Genomic DNA, 17252 nt, shown 5'->3' with positions numbered 1-17252 from the left:
GGCGCTTGGTGCAGCCGCATCATGGCGCGCGCACCAAACCGCCTCGTGCTTAAGGATAGCGCCGTCGCGCCATGCGGCTTCCCCAGAAAGTCCTAGTCAATCGGGCTGCGTTGACACTTCAAAATTGCCCGCACTACGCTCTTTGCAGAACCCCATAGCCTGAGCAGACTAAGTCGTATTTCCTCATGCGGGCATGGAGGCAGGAGGCGTGCGATGACACTGACCAGACCCGGTATGCTGTTTGCGGCCGCGATAGCGCTGTTTGCCCTGGCCGCGCCGCGCGCCGACGCGGCTTGCAGCGACAAGAAGATAGTGGCGATGGCCAACGACGGCCGCACGGTCAATGCGATCGCCAAGGCCTGCAGCATGCCGGCGGCCAAAGTCCGAGGCGTGATCGAGCGCGCCGACGCAGAAGATGAGGCGCCGCCGCCCGTCGCCAAGGTCGAGCGCACCGCCCCGTCTGAACCGGTCAGCAAGCTGTTGCCGTCCGGCGCGGGCTTGGCCCGCTGCGACTGCCAGGGCATGGTGCCCTATGGCGAACGGGTGCCCGAACTGCGTTGCCAGAGCGGCATGTCGATGGCCACGCCCTGTGCGGGATACTGCTCGCCGCAAGGCGTTGCGCCCTGGCGGAGGATATGCAGTTAAGGCCTACTGCCTGCCGGGCATGAACCAGCGGTAATAGGCGTTGTCGCCGTCGTCGCGGGCCAGTTTGTTCATTTCCCTGCCCCAGGTTTCGCGGTCGCCCACGTACGCTGCCAGCGACGCCCGATAGAAGGTGTCCAGCCTGGCGCGCTCCAGCTGCATCTCGGCGCGCAGTCCATCGGATGCACCCTGTAGCGGCGGTTCGCTGCGCAGGGCCAGCAACGTGGGCAAGACGCGCACCACTTCGCGCGGGCGCACCCAGGTCGCATATTCGATGCCGGGGCGGTCGTCGGTGACGGCCTGCGCGTCGCCGGCAAAACGCGCAAGTCCGTCGCGATCCGTGACCCAGGTGGACAACAAGGCCGCTGCCGACGGCACGCCGACCGCCTTGAGCGCGGCGGCGGTATCGGGCTGGCTGTAGCGCGCCTGGATACGAGCCGCGTCCAGTGTCAAGGGCTGCATCGAGCCCAGCAGCAGCATTTCATGCAGCTCGCTCGTCCAGAGCTGGGCATGGGGGAACACTTCGATAAAGCTGGCGACCAGCGCGCGGGTGTCCTCTTCATTTTGCGTGGGCAGCGGCAGCCACTGCGCCACGATGCCCTGCGGCGCCAGGCGGTTTGCGGCCAGTTGGTAGAAATCCCGCGAATAGAGATTGACCACGCCAGCGGCGGAAGGCGGCGGCGGCTCCAGCGTAATCAAGTCCCAGCGTTCGGCGCTGGCCTGGAGTTCGCGCCGACCATCGCGCAGACGCTTGTCCAGGCCGGGATCCGTTGCGGCCTGGAAAGTCCCCTGGAAGTGCGGGGCGGCACGCAGCACGGCGGGCAAGAGCTCGGCCACGGCGCGCTTTTCCAGCCCGCGATACTGCGACAAGGCGCCGGCGGTGATGCCGGTGCCATAGCCCACCACCAGGGCGGACTTCGGTTCGGCGTTGTGGACGATCAGCGGCAGCAACGCCTGCAGCCGCATGTAGCGCAGCGATGGCATGGCATCACCCGAATTCGACACGCCCTGGATATACAGTCGATGGAAGCGATTGCCATTGCCGGCGCGCTCCACCACGGCGACGGTGCCGCCATGGCTTTCCTCGTAGAAAACCAGGCCGGCGCCGCTGGCGCCCGGCAAGAGCCGCGCAAACTGGTCCATCGGCAGCATGGCCACCACGGCAAGCGTGCCCAGGCCCACGACGCCGGTCGCCCAACCCGTGGTGGCGCGGCCGCCGGCCCGACCGCGCCAAGCCGCTATGGCGCCAACCGCCGCGGCGATAGCGGCGAGCACACCAAGCGTGCGCACCAGCCCCAGGGCGGGCAGCAGCAGGAAGCCGGTCAGCAAGGTGCCCGCGATGCCGCCCAGTGTGTTGCACGCCAGTACGACGCCAGCTTCCCTGCCCACCCGTTGATCGCCCACGGCGATGCGCAGCACCGCCGGAAAGGCGGCGCCCAGGAGCAGCGTTGGCGCGAGCACCAGGCTGGCCGCCGCTACCGCAAAGCGCGCGCACATGCCGGCAAAACCGCTTCCTGTCCATTGATAGACAGCCGCTTCCGCATAGGTCTGGGCCAATACCAGCCATTTGCCGAGCAAGGCAACTTCCAGTACGGCGACCAGGCCCGCGCCGGCGATCAGGAAGCCGAACACCGGCCAGGGGTTACGCACGCGATGGGCCCAGCGCGCATACAGCGCCGCGCCTATCGCCAGGCCCGCCAAGTACGTGGCCAGCACGATGGCAAAGGCAAACGCGCGCGTACTCATGAAGGGCACGATCATTTGCGACCAGAGCACCTCATAGCCCAGCGCGACGGCGCCGGCCACGGCATATAGCGCCACGGCCAGGCGCGCTTGCGCCGGCAAGGGAGCGGCCGCAAGCTGAGCGTCCTGGGCGGGCGTTGTGCCGCTACCGGCGCTTCGGTCCAGCAACCAGGCCCCGGCAGCCGCCAGTAGATTCAGCGCGGCAGCGGCCAGCGCCGCGCCCTGCACGCCGAATCTGGGAATCAAGAAGAAAGCGGGCAGCAATGCGCCCAGGATTGCGCCGCAGGTATTCGCGGCGTACAAGGCTCCGCCGCGGCGGCTGACGTCCGCGTCCCCGCGGCTGACCGCGCGCAGCAGCACCGGCAAGGTGCCACCCATCAGAAATGCGGGTATAGCCAGCAGCAGGCCCACGCCCAACCAGGCGGCGACGGGGCTGTGGGCCTCGATGGCGACGAATGCGGCGGCGCTGCGCGCCAACAGCCAAGTCACCGCGAGACACGACAGCGCTACGGCCGCCTCCAGCATGGCGTAGAAGCGCACTGGCCGCTGCAGGCGATCCGCCTGGCGGCCCAGTAGCCAGCCGCCCAGCGCAAGGCCCAGGAAAAATGCGCTGACCGAACCGGCGATGGCGCTGACCTCCACCCCCACCACCAGCGACAACTGCTTGATCCACAGGACCTGGAACACCAGGGCTGCGGTGCCCGACAGGAACAGCAAGGCGGCTGGCCGGACCGCCGTCAATGGCCGCCCTTCCCTGGCCTGGTCTTTCACCGCACGCGCCTGCATCGCCGCCTCGCTCACCCCTAAGCCCATCATGCCGCACCTCCAGCGTTGCCGGGCGACGCGGCAGGCGCCGCCCGGTCCTGCTCCGGCTCGCGCCGGCACCGTCTACTTCGACTTCTGTTTGTCCAACTGATCGAAGTGCTCTTCCATTGCCTTGTTCACCCGTTCCTGCACCTGGTCCACGCTGAAGCTCGCGGGCCGCTGGCTGGGCGGATACTTGAGGAACGTCTCCAGGAACGCCGACGCCTTCATGGTCGCGATTGCCGTTAGATAGGCGTTCTTGGCCAGCCAGTCGTTGTACTGGTCGGAAGTAATGTCGGCGCGTTCATAGGGATCCATGCGCAGGTTGTAAATTTTGGGCAGGCGCAGGCAGACGAAGGGATTCTGCCAAATATTGAGGTTCCCCGGCGCCCGCTGTTCGCAGAACACCGCCTTCCAGTCACCCCACCGCACCCCCACGAGCAGCCCGTCGTCATTAAAGTAGTAGAAATCGTCGCGGGCGCTCTTTTCCTGCTTGCCGGTCAAGTACGGCAACTGGTTGTAGCCGTCCAGATGCACCTTGAACTTGGTACCGCCCGCTTGCGGCGCCCAACCGTCAAGCAACCGTTCCTTCACGTTGGTGTCGCCGGTGGCGGCCAACAAGGTCGGGAACCAGTCCATGCCGGACATCATGCCGCGCTTGATTTCCCCCGCGGGAATCTTGCCCGGCCAGCGGACCATGGCGGGCACGCGGAACGCCCCCTCCCAGTTGGAGTCCTTCTCGCTGCGGAATGGCGTGGTGGCGGCGTCAGGCCAAGTGAAGGCATTGGGCCCGTTGTCGGTGGTGTAGATGACGATGGTGTTGTCGGCAATGCCCATGTCATCCAGCTTTTTCAACAGCTTGCCCACGTCCTGATCATGCTCCCACATGCCGTCGGCGTAGTCGTTGCCGGGCATACCGCTCTTGCCTTTGTGCTCCGGCCGGATGTGGGTGTAGATGTGCATGCGTGTGGTGTTCATCCACACGAAGAACGGCTTGTCGCCTTTGCCGTGCTTGTCGATGTAGTCGATTGCCGCGCCCACCGTTTCATCGTCGATGGTTTCCATACGCTTGGTCGTAAGCGCCCCGGTGTCCTGCACCTTGCCATCGGCAGTGGCCTTGATCACCCCGCGCGGAGAGAAGTTCTTCACGTAGGGATCGTTGGGGTCCTTGGGCCAGTACGGGCGTTCGGGCTCTTCCTCGGCGTTCAGGTGGTAGAGATTGCCGAAGAATTCGTCAAAGCCGTGCCGTGTCGGCAGGTACTCGTCACGGTCGCCCAGATGGTTCTTGCCGAATTGCGCTGTCGTGTAGCCCTGTGCCTTGAGCGCTTCGGCAATGGTGATGTCGCCTTTCTGAAGTCCGACGGTTGCGCCGGGCATGCCAACCTTGGACAAGCCGGTGCGTAGCGGTGACTGCCCCGTGATAAAGGACGAGCGCCCCGCCGTGCAGCTATTCTCGGCGTAATAATCGGTGAAAAGGGTGCCCTCCTTGGCGATCCGGTCGATGTTGGGCGTCGTGTAACCCACCACCCCATGTGTGTAGGCGCTGATGTTGGCCTGCCCGATGTCATCGCCAAAGATCACCAGGATGTTCGGCTTCTTGCCGTTCGGAGTCTCCTGCCCCTGGTTGGCCGGCGGGGCCTGGGTTTGCGCCTGGGTCTGCGCCTGTGCGCCGCCCAGGACCGCAAGGCCCGCAGCGGCGAAGAGCGCCGCGCTCAACAGTTTTCTTGCGTTCATCGCTTTCTCCTTACCCTTGCGGGCGGTTCCCAATCACGTAAACGAATCACTGCGTTTCAAATGCGTACACCCTTCTCCACTCCTTTGCCATATCCACGATTACCCAACCCCTTTGTTGCGCTTCGTCCAGGGCCTTGTCCAGCCGGCCGACCTTGGATTCGCGGTCGTAAGCCCATTCGCGCCTGCCGTCGGTGTGGTGCACCAGGCCCGCAAAGCGCTTGCCGCTGCCGGCCGCGGTCCACTGCAGCATCTGCAGATCGCCGTCTGAATTGCCGAAGGCGAAGATGGGCTGGCGGCCGATGAATTTATTGATGGCCACGGGCTTGCCCGGACCGTCGTCGTTGAAGTCCAGCTTGGGCGTGCGCATCAGTACTGGCTTGCCGTCCCGCATCTGGAACTCGGTGACGAAAGTGGTGCCTATGACTTGCTCGGGCGGTATGCCGTAGACGCTTTGGGCCCAGGCGCGCATGAACTCCACTTCGCCGCCCGACACAATGTAGGTCTTGAACCCGTTGCTCCGCAGGTAGTCCAGCAACTCCAGCATCGGCGCGTAGATCATGCTGGTGTAAGGCTGCTTGAAGCGCGGATGGCGGGCGGTCTTGATCCATTGCTTGACCTCGGCGCTGAAAGCCTGCGTGCTCATATTGGTGTGCGTGGCCCCCACGATCTTGAGCAGCCCTTCGGTGCCCGAGGCCGCCAGCGCCTGGCGGTCACCCTCGATCGCGGCTTTGAAGGGCTGCTCCGTTGCCCATTCAGGGTGCTGCGGGGCCATGGCCTTGACCTGGTCCAGCGCAAAGATCAATTGGAAGTACAGAGGCTGCTCGCTCCATAGCGTGCCATCGTTGTCGAACACGGCGATGCGATCGGACGGCGCCACGTAGTCGGGACTGCCGTCGCGAGTGACAGCCTCGACAAAACCGAGGATTGCCTGGCGCGAGGGACCTTCGTTCCAGGACGGCAGCGGCGACTGCGCGCGCGCCATACCGGCCAATAGCAGCAGCATCAGCAGCGCGCACCAGCGCCGGACAAGCAAAGGCATCGTCATGGGAGATCTCCTGGCAGTTCGCCGGACGCGGCGTCGGCGGTTCCACGTGATGGTTTGGCCGGACGGGGATTCAGGGCAAGCAAGCACTGCGATCGGGCCGCGTGCCGAGGGGCGCGCAAGGCGCGCCGCAAGCGCGGAAACACCTCGCGCAAGCCGCGCCAGCCGCGCTCCGCGTCGGGCTCGCGGCCGTAGCAGGCCCGCAGGGCGTCAGCGCCAGGCTGCCGCAGAGCGGGGCCCAGGCTCGCCGTTGCCCGTGCCAGCGTGGCGGTGCCGCAAGCGCGGCGCAGCCACGTATACAGCGCGTCCAGGCGTGGTTGGGGTTGGGCAAGCAGGCGCTGCAGTCTCATCGCGGCATAAGATTCGGATTCGCGCCAACGCTGGCGCCGCGCGCGCAGCGCGCTTTGCATGCCAGCGAACGCCCGCCGTATCCACGGGGCGGCCAGCCACCCCGCCAGCGCCGCAACCGCCAGCCCTCCTCCCAGCGCCAGCCAGCCTCCCGGGATACGCAGCTGCGCTCGCCGCCCCATATCCCGCAGGTCCTGCTCGACCGAAAATGGCGTTTGATAAGCGGCGCCCGCTTGCGCCTCGAAGCGTTGCGCGGGCAGTTCCGCGCGCTCTTCCTTGTTGGCCGCAATGTTCCACCAGCGGATCTCTACCGCAGGCAATTCGTAAGCGCCGGCCCGCTCAATCACGTAATCGAGCCGGTCCACGCGTCGTCCGCCCACAAAACCGCCCCTGCTGTCCGAGATCGGCGCCAATTGGGGATCCGATGGATACAGCTTGAGGCCCGGCACAACGGCGGCAACGGGCGGAGGGATCAGCATGGCTTGCGCGCCCTGCGCTTCTATCGTGATGACGCGGCTGACGCGGTCGCCCACGGCGGGCGGCTGGGCCGAAAACTGGATCTGCTGGGCCGCCTGGACAGCGCTTGCCGCCAGCGCGTGGCCGGCCAGGCCGCCGGGCGGTCCCGCGGCCCGCAGCTCCAGCGCACGCGTCTGCGCGGCCAGCGGTGCAGACGCCTGCCCCACCTGGGCGCTGACGTGGATGACGGGTATACGCAAGGGACCGGCCGCTACGGGGCTGACGAGATAGGAGAAGCGCAATCCGTTGTAGGCGACGCCGCCGATCGTGGCGCGGATGATGGTGGCCTGGCCCGACGGCCCCGAAACCAGCGCGCCAGGAACATCCAGGGCTGGCAGTTGAGGGGGTTGGGTAAACCAGGTCGAGGTCAGCACGTCCACCTGCAGGACGGATGTGGCGCCCGCCATCAGTGGGCCGCCCGGGGCCATGCGCGCCTCGGCTCGTAACTGTGCTGCGGCATCCGCGGATTGGGCGTGCGCCACACCGGCCGCCAGGGCCAGGAGCAAGGACAGCAGCAGCAACAGCAGGCCGAGGCGGCGCGGCGGATCATGGCGGCGCATCATGGCTGCCCCCCCTGCGCTGGCGTGGCCTTGCGCGCGTCTTCGATGGCGAACTTCTGCTTCAGGAAACCCGCCGGCGACAGGCTCAGATTGCGTAACCAGACCTCATCCGATGCGGCTTGGGTAACGGTGGTCCGTACCATCTTGCCGGCGGCCTGGTCGTTATCCATGCGGGTCTCGTCCGGCTTATCCGAGTCGTCGTCCTGCTGTTCGGTTTCAGCGGCGGCGATCAGCCTGGCGACCAATTCCCGGTTCTCGCGCGCTTGCGGAAAGTCCGGTCGCTGGCGTAGCGCCTGGTCATAGGCAGCAATCGCGGCGCCGTAGCGGCGTAAGCGGACCTGGGTATTGCCCATATAGAAATAGCCTTCTGGCGTGTCCAGCCTGGCGAAGGCAGCCAACGCGGCCTGGTAGTCGCCCGCGTCGTAGGCCGCGCGCCCCTTCCAGTAAGGATCGGTGAAACGCGTCGCGGCTTCGGCATAGCGTTGATGCTCGTAGGCCCAACGCCCTTGCTGGTCGGGCGTGAAGAACGCATCCACCAGGGGATTCGCTTCCGCCCGAGGCGCGTGCAGCGCGCCGCCGGCAGCGAGCACGAGGCACGCCGTCCAGTTGATGTTCCAACCGCGCCGCAGCGCCAATAGCGCCAGCAAGGCCAGGGGCCAGCACAGCCAGTAACCCGCGTCTTTCCAGTGCAGCGGCTTGTCCGCGTCCTGCACTTCCTGGAAGTGGCGCTGCGCGTGCAGGGATACCCAGTCCAGGTCGTCGTCGTTCAAGGTAAGGCTGCCCAGGGGCGCGCGCGCGGCTTGCGCCAGCTGTTTCAGCGCAGCCTCGTCGAAATTGCCCAGCAGGGGCTTGCCCTGGCCGTCCAGGCGGGGCTGGCCCCGGGCGTCACGGACCAGGCCGCCATCGCGGGTGCCTGCTGCCCACACCAGTATCTGGAAGGAACTGGCGCGGGCCAGACGTTCGACCTCGGCCAACTGGCGCGTGTCCGCGCCGTCGGTCACCAGCAGCAAGGTGCCGCCCGCCTCGCCGGATTGCAGCAGGCTAGCAGCCAGGGAAATGGCGCCGGCGGCGTCCTTGCCCGGCGTAGCGATGAGGTCGGTCGACAGGGTCTGGACGAACATATCCGGCAATGCCGGATCATCGGTAGGCGGCAGCACCAGGTGCGCCGTTCCGGCATAGGCGATCAGGCCCGTCTTGGCGCCCGCGCGCCGTGCCAGCAGGTCGCGCAACTTGCGTTTGGCGGCCTCCAGGCGGCTGGGCGGCAGATCGGCCGCGTCCATCGAGGGCGACAGGTCCACTGCCGCGATCAGCGGCGCAAGATTGTCCAGGAAGGCCGGTCGGTCTTGCCGCCACGTCGGGCCGGCAGCGGCGATGCCGCCCAACGCCAGCAGCACTGCCAGCATCTGCGCCGGGCGCGGGCCGCGGCTGCCTGGCGTGCGCACGGTCAGGTATGGCAGCAGCGCGGGCGCAATATTGCTCCGCCATCCGCGATACCCGTCCTCACCCCGCCGCCGCCATAGCAGCAAGGCCGCGGCCGGAATCGCCAGCAGCCACCAGGGGCGCAGGAAATGGAAGGCGCTCAGGTCGATTTCCACTCGCCCTCCTCCGTGCCTCGCTTGGTGCCGCCTGGATCGCGGCGCCAGCCGCGCAGCGCGGCAAGGAGGTGCCACCCTCCCAGCAGCAACAGCGCCAGCCCCAGCGGCACCCAGAAGAAATCCTGCTTGGGCTGGTGGCGAAGCTCACGCACCTCGTGCGGCGTGATCCGGTCCAGTTCGGCATAGACCTGCCGCAGCGATGCCTGGTCCTGTGCGGGGAAAAAACGGCCGCCGGTCTTGGCGGCTATCGCGCGCAAGGCGTCGAAATCGACCTTTTCCTCGCCTTCCCCCTGCGGATCGCCTATGCCTATCGTGTGAATCACGATATGGCGCGCGGCGGCCATGGCCGAGGCTCGGTCGGGCGGCACGGCGCTACCGGTGTCGTTACCGTCCGTCAGCAGGATCAGGACCTGGTCGTGCTCGCCAGCGTGCTCGAATTGCTTGATCGCCACGCCGATGGCGTCGCCGATCGCCGTGTTGGGACCGGCCATGCGTGTGCTGACTTGACCCAGCAGCTGTTGGAGCGTGGCGTGGTCCTGCGTCAGCGGCGCCTGCGGATAGGCCGCCGTGCCGAATACGATGAGCCCGAGCCGGTCGTCTTTGCGGCGCTCGATGAATTCGCCGACTACCGTTTTCACGCCCGTCAGCCGGTCCTCCCGGCGGCCGTCCGGCGCGATGAAATCCTGGGTCTCCATGGATTGCGAGATATCGATGGCCAGAAGCAGGTCGCGCACCGGCTGGCGGTGTTCCAGCGGCGGATCGACCCGTTCGGGCCGCGCCAGGGCCAGGACCAGGAACAGCCATACCAGGAAGTTCAGCGCCAGTTGCCAGCGGTCGCCGCGCACGCCGGGACGCTGCGGCGTCTGCCCCGTGCTGCGAGCGACCGATTCGAAGAATGGAATGCGCACCGCGCTGCGGCGCTGCACGTATGGCGGCAAATAGCGGTACGCCAGCCAGCCCAGCGGCAGCAGCGCGAGCAGCCAGGGATACTCAAGCCGCCACATGGTGCTTCTCCATCCATACACGGCTTGCGGCAAACAGTTGCCGCAAACGCGCGGGATCGATGGCCCGCAGGGTATCCGGCGGCGCATAGGCGAGCGCGCGCAAGAGGATGCCGGCATCGGGTGGAAAGACCGCCTTGCCGCTATCCATGTAAGCGACCCACTCCGCGCCCTGCAGCGCGCCCACCCGTGCCCGATCCGCGGCGGTCACGGACGACAGGCCGACGCGCTTGAGCAGTTCAGGCAAGGCGCGCGCGGCCAGCGGATCGGATTGCGCCGCCAGCCGCAGCGCTTCCAGCATGCGCAGGCCCGCGCGCCGATAGCGGTTGCGCCTGTGCCGGCGCACTACCCGCCAAGCGACCCAAGCCGCCAGCGCCAGCACCACCGCCAGCGCGACCAGCCAGCCCCAGGTCTGCGGCCAATAACTGACCGGCGCGGGCAGCGGCAATTGCCGCAGCTGTTCGATGGACGGCGTGGCGTCGGCGTTCACGTGCGCTCCCGGGGTGGCGGGCGGCTTGCCTGGCGGCCCAGTTCGCGGCGCAGCTGCGTCGCGGTGTCCTCCGCTGTGTCGATGGACAGCAGCGGCACACGGCTGCGTCGAAGCAGTTCCGCCACGTCGTGCAGGCGCCCGGAGAAAAATGCCGACAGGGGCTCTCGCACCTGCTTGCGATCCGCCGCCACCTCCACCTGCAACTCACCCTGGGTCACCACCAGCCGGCCGCGCAGCGGAATGCGCAGCGCCAGCGGGTCGTACACCAGCGTGGCGACCACGTCGTTATGCGCCGCCAGCGTACGCAACAGGCGCAAGGTCGTATCATCCGCGCCGGCGAAGTCGCTGATCAGGCACACCAGACAATCGTGCGGTGCGTGCGCCAGCGCGCCCTCCAGCGCCTGGTTCAGGCGGCCAGAAGCGTCCACGTCGGGTTGATCGGCGCGCATGGACTGACTGCGGCGCGCGATGGCGGCAAACAAGGCCTGGATGCGTTCACGGCTGCGCAGCGGGCGCACACTGTCCATGCCCGCATCGCTGAACACCAGGCCCCCTACCCGGTCGCCGGCCTGGAAGGCCATCCAGGCGGATAGCGCGGCCACGCGCGCCGCCACCACTGATTTGAAGTTGCGCACCGAGCCGAAATACATGCCCATGCGCTGGTCCACCACCACCAGCGACGGACGGTCGCGTTCTTCGCTGTAGGTACGCACGTAGGGCTTGCCCAACCGTTGGGACGCGCGCCAGTCCAACTGGCGGAGATCGTCTCCGGGCAGGTAGCGGCGCAATTCCTTGAAATCCAGCCCGCGTCCGCGCAAGCGCGAGCCATGCTGGCCGGCAAGGATGCTGCGCACCGGCTGGCGGCTGAAGAAGCCCAGGCCGCGCGCGGCGGGCTCCAACGCCATCAGGTCCGCGATGCGGACCTGCACTTCCGGAGGGGGAGCGGCGGAGGCCATGGCGGGTTCAGACCGGTATCGCGACCGTGTCCAGCAGTTTGTCTATCACGTGGTCCGCCGTGATGCCGTCGGCCACGGCGTCATAGGACAGATGCAGGCGATGCCGCAATACCGGTCTGGCCACGCCGCGCACGTCGTCGGGCGAGGCAAAGTCCTGTCCGGACAGCCAGGCATGGGCGCGCGCCACCTTGTCCAGCGCGATCGCGCCACGCGGGCTGGCTCCCACCTGGACCCAGCGCGCAAGATCCGGGTCATGTTCCGCCGGGCGGCGGGTCGCGTTGACCAGGTCCACCAGGTATTGGTCCAGCGCCTCGGATACATGCACCTTATCGACCTCCGCGCGGCAAGCGAACAGGGCTTCCTGCGTCAGCCGCAGGCCGGGTTCTCCCGCGTCCTGGCGCGCTTCGCCCCGCAACAAGGCCAGCATCTGCTTTTCGCTGTCGGCATCGGGATAGTCCAGCACGATCTTCATGATGAAGCGATCCATCTGCGCTTCGGGCAACGGATAGGTGCCCTCCTGTTCTATCGGGTTCTGGGTGGCCAGCACCATGAACAACTGCGGCATGCGATGGGTCGTGCCCGCCACCGTGATCTGCCTCTCTTCCATGGCTTCCAGCAGCGCCGCCTGCACCTTGGCGGGCGCGCGGTTGATCTCGTCGGCCAGGATCAGGTTGCCGAACAGCGGCCCCTGCTGAAACTGGATGCGGCTATTGCCCTGCGCGTCCTGCTGCAGCACCTCGGCGCCCGTGATGTCCGAAGGCAGCAGGTCGGGCGTGAACTGGATGCGGCTCATGGCGGCGGCCAGGTGTTGCGCCAAGGTCTTGACCGTGCGCGTCTTGGCCAGTCCGGGCAGGCTTTCCAGCAGCAAATGGCCGTCGGCCAACAGGCCCAGCAGCACTTCGCGGATGACGGCGTCCTGGCCCAGCACCGAGCGCGCGATGGCGCGCTCCAACTCCAGGATGCTGTCGCGGTTGCTCATCGGCATTGCTTCTCCTGCGTGAAGGATGGCTTATCGGATCAGCGGCTGGCGATACCGTTTCTCGCGGTCTGAGCCAGCTTCCATTGCTGGGGCGTCATGACGGTGCGAAAGCCCAGATGCGACATCCCGTTCATCGGGTCCGTGCCGCGCCGGGCGCTGGTGCGGTAGCTGATGCAATAGGTATCGCTGCAAAGAAACGAGCCGCCGCGCGTCACGCGTTTGGGCGCCGCGGGCGGGACGATGCCGTCATCGGGGTCGAAGCTGTCGGCAGGGCCGGCCGGATCCGCCGGAGGCTGGCGATACTGCGCCTGGATCTTGAACGCGTCGGCGCGGTACCAATCCGCGGTCCACTGCCACACATTGCCAGCCATGTCGTACAGGCCATAGCCATTGGGAGAAAAGCTTCCCACTGGCATGGTGCCGACCTGTACCTTTTCATCCTTCACGACGGGGAAAGGCTGCCGCTGCTGCGTGTCCCAGATATTGGCCATGGCCTTGCCCTGCGGCAGCAGTTCCTCGCCCCACGCGTAGGTGGCTTGCTCCAGTCCGCCGCGCGCGGCCATTTCCCATTCGGATTCGGTGGGAAGACGCTTGCCCGCCCATTTGGCATAGGCCACGGCGTCCTGGTACGACACCTGCACCACCGGGTGGTCGTCTTTGCCTGCAATGGAACTGCCCGGGCCTTGCGGATGGCGCCAGTTCGCGCCCGGCACGTAGCGCCACCAGCGAGAATAATCGCGCAGGGACACTTCGCTTTCGGTGCCGACGAACACCATGGCGCCTGGCACCAGCAGGCTGTCGTCCGGACGGGGCGTGCCGGGCGGCAACTGCACCTGCAGGTCTTCCCACCGCGGCTTCTGCTCGGCGGTCGTGACATAGCCCGTGGCCTCGACAAAGCGCCGGAACTGCGCGTTCGTGACGTCGTTCACGTCCATCCAGAAACCGCTGACCGATACCTTGTGCGCCGGCATTTCGTTGGGTTGGGCCAGCCGATGGTCGCTGCCCATCAGGAATTCGCGCCCCGGTATCCAGGCCATGCCGGCCGGGCCGCTTTTGCCGTCGCCCAGCACGACCTTCACCGCCTGCGGTCCAGCCTCCTTGCCCATGAGCAAATAGGCCGTGCCAGCGCCCGCGCCGAGCACCACCCCGGCCAGCAGCAATGCGCCAGCCAAGCGTGCCTTCCCTTGTGTTTGCTTTGCCATTCCTATCACCCAAAAGCTAACGGTTCAGGGGCGGCGGCGCCGCTCCCCCGGGGCTGGCTGCCCCTTGAAATCGTGCTGCGTTCAGAACACCAGCGTCGCGGTCGCCATCACCGTGTCATTGCTGTCCAGACGCTTCGTGCTGCTGATGGTGGGCACCCAGCGCAGGCCCAGGGACAAAGAGCGCTTGTCCGCCAGTTTCCTGTCATAGGTCACGATGGGACCCAGCGCCCAATCGCGGCCCTTGAAGCCATTGAGCCGGTCGGCCGTCGGGCCGGAATCGCTACCCAGTTGCTGGATGGTGCCCAGGATCAGGCCCGCGCTGACGCCGTTGCTGAATAGCTTGCGGCCCATCACATCCATGCTGAACAGCGGCGCGTTGCGGTAGTCCGTGGCGTTGTTGCGTGTGTAGAACTGGATGCCGGCGACGGTGTCGAGTTGAAAGCCCGCCTCCGGAAATATCTTGGTATAGGCCACCTGCGGAATGAAGGTCCAATTGTTCAGGCTGGGGTTGGCCATGTCGTCGGCGTTGTACTTGCCGGTAGGTGCCCAGATGTTCAGGCTGAGCGCCATGTGCGAGGTTTCCGAAAAGTGGTAACCCGCGATGATGGGCGAGAAGTACAGATCGAACAGGTTCGAGGCGGTGTCGCTCTGGCTTATGCTGCGCCCGCCAGCCCCCGCCACGGTGGAATTCACCTTGTTCCAGACGTAGGGCAGCGTAAAGCTGGACGCGAAGTTCCAGGGGCCCGGCCCGGTATCCCATGTCTTGAGGATGGTGGCCAGCGTGAACGCCACCTTCGCGTCCAGGCCGAGCGAGGTGCGGCCTCCTATGGGCACTTCGCGGCTGCCGCCCACGGTGCCGTCCAGGTAGATTTGAGAGAAGTTGACGGCCCAGATCGGTTCTGGAGACACGATGCCGGCGTTGGGCTGTACGTTGGTGCCGGTAATCTGGCGCCCCAGGGCGCCTTCCGTCGCCCAGGCCGCCGCAGGCAAGACTGACATTGCGCAGACGGTCATTCCGGCCGCTGTCCTGCTGGCTGTGATTTTCCTGAATGCAGACCTCGTACTGCCCATGCTATGTACCTCGGCAAGAGATAACAAAATGCAAAGACACGCCGTATGGAAACGCCGATTTCAGCAATGAGGGCCGAAATCATAAGTCGAGAAATCTGTCGCAATATTCTCACAGAGTTTTGCTTTCACCAAGTTGGGCCCGCCCGTCTATGAGCGCCCGGCTTTCAGTCCCGCGAAAGGTGTTGGATACCGGCACGCCACAGGGTCGCAGGCGATGCAAAAAAAGGGGATGCCGGTAGCATCCCCTTTTCGTGCAGACGCCATCGGCGTCAACAATCACTGCGCTTGCTCGATCTCCTGACGCACGAGGCTGGCGCGTACCTGGTCGATCCGCAGGCCATCGCGGCGGGTGATTTCGAAGCGCCAGTCACGCCACGTGATTGCATCCCCCGCTTCAGGAATCCGTCCAGCGGCGCGCAACAGACAGCCGGCCAGCGTCGCGTCGGGATACTCTTCTGCCAGCGCGGACGCATCCAGCAAGCGCGCTGCTTCGGCCACCGCCAGCCGGCCTTCCAGCAGCCACGATCCGTCGGCGAGTTGCAAGGCTTCGGGCTGGTCTTCCTGGTGTTCGGGCAGGTCGCCCGCGACGGCGGTCAACACGTCCATCGGCGTGATCAGGCCTTCGCACACGCCATGTTCGTCCACCACGATCAGCATGTGGTCGCGCGACGCGCGCAGCTCGTCCAGCACCTTGAGCACGGGCATGGTTTCCATTACATAGCGCGGTTCGCGGGCCAGCTCCACCAGATCGATCGGGCCCGGGTTCTGCAGCAGCGGCAGCAGGTCCTTGAAGTGCAGCACGCCCAATACGTTGGCCGGATCGCCCGCGCACAACGGCAGGCGCGAATGGCCGCTGCCGAATTTGCGCACGATGGCCTCCGGGGTGTCGGCGACATCCAGCCAGACCATGTCGCCGCGCGGCACCATGATGGAGCGGACATCCCGCCCGCCGATGGAGAGCACGCGTTCGATCATGGTGCTTTCCTCCGGCGCGAAGGCCGGCTCATCATCCGCGCCGTCGACCAGCGCGGCAACCTCGTCCGCCTGCCCCGCCGCCTCGCCCTTGCGGCCGGCGCGCAGCAGGCGCAGCACGGCTTGCGCGGTGCGCTGGCGGCGGCCCAGGGCATGCGTGCCCCGGGCGCGGTTGCGGCGCGCCAGCTGGTTGAAGAGCTCGATCAGGATCGAGAAGCCGATGGCGGCATACAGATAACCCTTGGGCACATGGAAGCCCAGGCCTTCGGCCACCAGGCTGAAGCCGATCATCAGCAAGAGGCCCAGGCACAGGATCACCACCGTGGGATGGCGGCCCACGAAGCTCATCAGCGGACGGCTTGCCAACATCATTACGGCCATGGCGACGACGACCGCGATCATCATGATGCTGAGATCCTGCACCATGCCGACGGCCGTGATCACCGAGTCCAGCGAGAACACGGCGTCCAGCACCACGATCTGCAGGATCACCTGCCAGAACACGGCATGTTGCGGCTTCTGTCCCTGGTCATGGCTGGCGCTGCCTTCCACGCGTTCATGCAGCTCCATGGTGCCCTTGAACAGCAGGAACAGGCCGCCCAGGATCAGGATCAGGTCGCGTCCCGAGATCTCGGCGCCCAGCAACGTGAACATCGGTTCGGTCAGCGTGACCACCCACGCGATACTGGCCAGCAGGCCCAGGCGCATCACCATCGCCAGCGTCAGGCCGATCAAGCGCGCGCGGTTGCGCTGCGCGGGCGGCAGCTTGTCCGCCAGGATGGCAATGAACACCAGGTTGTCGATACCCAGCACGATTTCAAGCACGACCAGGGTCGCCAGGCCGAGCCAGGCGGTGGGGTCGGACATCCAGTCGAAAATCATCGATATTCCATGCAAATCGGGGCCGCGCGCCTAGGGGCGCCGGACGGGATCAAGAAGAGCGCGCCGCAGGTGCGCGCCAGAGGCTTGGAACGGGCATGAACAGGCCCCGGGGCTGGCGGCGGAGCGCGGCCGCCCAGACGCGGCGTGGCCGCAGCGGCGTGCAGGGAGTCGGCGTGGGGGCTGTGCGCCCGGGCCGTGGCGGAAAGATGGGGCGTCGGGCGCCGGCTTGCTTGCGGCGCCCTGCTAGGGGGTGGGTCTTCAGTCATAAATGGCGAACCGCTCTGGGCTGCCTGTGCAGCGCATGGGGGGAGCGTTCGCCCTGCTCTCTTTCTTACGGGAAACTGAATACTACCTGAATACCCTCGGGCGCGCATCCGGGCCACCCCCACTCCCGCAGCGGTGCCCGCTCCTGCTCATGCGGGATTTTCCTGGTGTTTACCCTAGGTCGGCGATATACTCCCGGCACTTTCAACTCACCCGAGATCAATGTGGACAACGACGGATGTAGTCAATACACGACTGCAAGCGCCGCTTGACGCAGGATCCGCGGAAATAGTCCGCGCCGGTCCTGCCTGAAGCCAGGAACCGGCTCTACGGTCCCGTATCGCGCGGGACCGCCCCAGCCCAATCCCCTACTGCTTGCCGAGGCGACGCGTCGCGCCCCGTGGCGCGCGTGCGCACGGCGTGGCGGCGCATGCATGTGGACTTTCCACCG

General features: G+C 66.5%; 13 protein-coding genes. 1 reads left to right on the top strand and 12 read right to left on the bottom strand.

Going from position 1 to position 17252, the window contains the following annotated elements; genetic code table 11:
• Nucleotides 1–213 precede the first annotated feature (213 nt).
• A complete protein-coding gene (locus CEY08_RS11915) occupies nucleotides 214–645 on the top strand; it encodes a hypothetical protein (RefSeq protein WP_076813509.1) in 432 nt (143 codons plus the stop codon).
• A gap of 3 nt (nucleotides 646–648) precedes the next feature.
• Here the strand turns inward: CEY08_RS11915 and CEY08_RS11910 are convergent, their stop codons facing one another.
• From CEY08_RS11910 to CEY08_RS11855, 12 genes are all read right to left on the bottom strand, one after another.
• A complete protein-coding gene (locus tag CEY08_RS11910; RefSeq protein WP_076817692.1) occupies nucleotides 649–3198 on the bottom strand; it encodes a fused MFS/spermidine synthase in 2550 nt (849 codons plus the stop codon).
• Nucleotides 3199–3273: 75 nt separating this feature from the next.
• On the bottom strand, nucleotides 3274–4923 hold the full coding sequence (locus tag CEY08_RS11905; protein WP_076813512.1) for an arylsulfatase: 1650 nt from the start codon (nucleotides 4921–4923) through the stop codon (nucleotides 3274–3276).
• Between the two features lie 46 nt (nucleotides 4924–4969).
• Entirely contained in the window at nucleotides 4970–5968 is a 999-nt protein-coding gene (locus tag CEY08_RS11900; protein WP_042793591.1) for an HAD family hydrolase, read from the bottom strand.
• On the bottom strand, nucleotides 5965–7392 hold the full coding sequence (locus CEY08_RS11895; RefSeq protein ID WP_084738545.1) for a BatD family protein: 1428 nt from the start codon (nucleotides 7390–7392) through the stop codon (nucleotides 5965–5967). Before CEY08_RS11895 ends, CEY08_RS11900 begins: the two co-directional genes overlap by 4 nt.
• Complete coding sequence (locus CEY08_RS11890) at nucleotides 7389–8984, bottom strand: VWA domain-containing protein (protein WP_076813514.1); 1596 nt, start codon at nucleotides 8982–8984, stop codon at nucleotides 7389–7391. Before CEY08_RS11890 ends, CEY08_RS11895 begins: the two co-directional genes overlap by 4 nt.
• Nucleotides 8969–9988 carry a vWA domain-containing protein gene (locus CEY08_RS11885; protein WP_088607676.1) on the bottom strand — a complete coding sequence of 340 codons (1020 nt, stop codon included), beginning with the start codon at nucleotides 9986–9988 and terminating at the stop codon, nucleotides 8969–8971. Before CEY08_RS11885 ends, CEY08_RS11890 begins: the two co-directional genes overlap by 16 nt.
• The gene (locus tag CEY08_RS11880) at nucleotides 9975–10475 is read right to left on the bottom strand and encodes a DUF4381 domain-containing protein (RefSeq protein WP_076813516.1); all 501 of its coding nucleotides are present in this window, start codon (nucleotides 10473–10475) and stop codon (nucleotides 9975–9977) included. The genes CEY08_RS11885 and CEY08_RS11880 overlap by 14 nt, the downstream gene beginning before the upstream one ends.
• On the bottom strand, nucleotides 10472–11431 hold the full coding sequence (locus CEY08_RS11875) for a DUF58 domain-containing protein (protein ID WP_076813520.1): 960 nt from the start codon (nucleotides 11429–11431) through the stop codon (nucleotides 10472–10474). Before CEY08_RS11875 ends, CEY08_RS11880 begins: the two co-directional genes overlap by 4 nt.
• A 7-nt stretch (nucleotides 11432–11438) precedes the next feature.
• A complete protein-coding gene (locus CEY08_RS11870) occupies nucleotides 11439–12410 on the bottom strand; it encodes an AAA family ATPase (RefSeq protein ID WP_076817696.1) in 972 nt (323 codons plus the stop codon).
• Nucleotides 12411–12448: 38 nt separating this feature from the next.
• On the bottom strand, nucleotides 12449–13612 hold the full coding sequence (locus tag CEY08_RS11865; RefSeq protein ID WP_042793594.1) for a formylglycine-generating enzyme family protein: 1164 nt from the start codon (nucleotides 13610–13612) through the stop codon (nucleotides 12449–12451).
• Nucleotides 13613–13693: 81 nt separating this feature from the next.
• Nucleotides 13694–14611, bottom strand: coding sequence for a SphA family protein (locus CEY08_RS11860; RefSeq protein ID WP_376785080.1), 918 nt, complete (start codon nucleotides 14609–14611; stop codon nucleotides 13694–13696).
• 348 nt (nucleotides 14612–14959) lie between these two features.
• On the bottom strand, nucleotides 14960–16537 hold the full coding sequence (locus tag CEY08_RS11855) for a TerC family protein (protein ID WP_063962630.1): 1578 nt from the start codon (nucleotides 16535–16537) through the stop codon (nucleotides 14960–14962).
• Between the last annotated feature and the right edge of the window lie 715 nt (nucleotides 16538–17252).

The organism is Achromobacter insolitus (genome assembly GCF_002209555.1).
GTDB classification, from domain to species: Bacteria; Pseudomonadota; Gammaproteobacteria; order Burkholderiales; family Burkholderiaceae_B; genus Achromobacter; species Achromobacter insolitus.
This window is presented reverse-complemented; position numbering and strand designations above follow the sequence as displayed.

Excerpts from the sequence above, each read along its gene's own strand:
- CEY08_RS11905 (WP_076813512.1), bottom strand. The coding sequence starts at position 4,923 with ATGAACGCAAGAAAACTGTTGAGCGCGGCGCTCTTCGCCGCTGCGGGC.
- CEY08_RS11865 (WP_042793594.1), bottom strand. The coding sequence starts at position 13,612 with ATGGCAAAGCAAACACAAGGGAAGGCACGCTTGGCTGGCGCATTGCTG.
- CEY08_RS11870 (WP_076817696.1), bottom strand. The coding sequence starts at position 12,410 with ATGAGCAACCGCGACAGCATCCTGGAGTTGGAGCGCGCCATCGCGCGC.
- CEY08_RS11895 (WP_084738545.1), bottom strand. The coding sequence starts at position 7,392 with ATGATGCGCCGCCATGATCCGCCGCGCCGCCTCGGCCTGCTGTTGCTG.
- CEY08_RS11885 (WP_088607676.1), bottom strand. The coding sequence starts at position 9,988 with ATGTGGCGGCTTGAGTATCCCTGGCTGCTCGCGCTGCTGCCGCTGGGC.
- CEY08_RS11855 (WP_063962630.1), bottom strand. The coding sequence starts at position 16,537 with ATGATTTTCGACTGGATGTCCGACCCCACCGCCTGGCTCGGCCTGGCG.
- CEY08_RS11910 (WP_076817692.1), bottom strand. The coding sequence starts at position 3,198 with ATGGGCTTAGGGGTGAGCGAGGCGGCGATGCAGGCGCGTGCGGTGAAA.
- CEY08_RS11875 (WP_076813520.1), bottom strand. The coding sequence starts at position 11,431 with ATGGCCTCCGCCGCTCCCCCTCCGGAAGTGCAGGTCCGCATCGCGGAC.
- CEY08_RS11915 (WP_076813509.1), top strand. The coding sequence starts at position 214 with ATGACACTGACCAGACCCGGTATGCTGTTTGCGGCCGCGATAGCGCTG.
- CEY08_RS11860 (WP_376785080.1), bottom strand. The coding sequence starts at position 14,611 with ATGTCAGTCTTGCCTGCGGCGGCCTGGGCGACGGAAGGCGCCCTGGGG.
- CEY08_RS11900 (WP_042793591.1), bottom strand. The coding sequence starts at position 5,968 with ATGACGATGCCTTTGCTTGTCCGGCGCTGGTGCGCGCTGCTGATGCTG.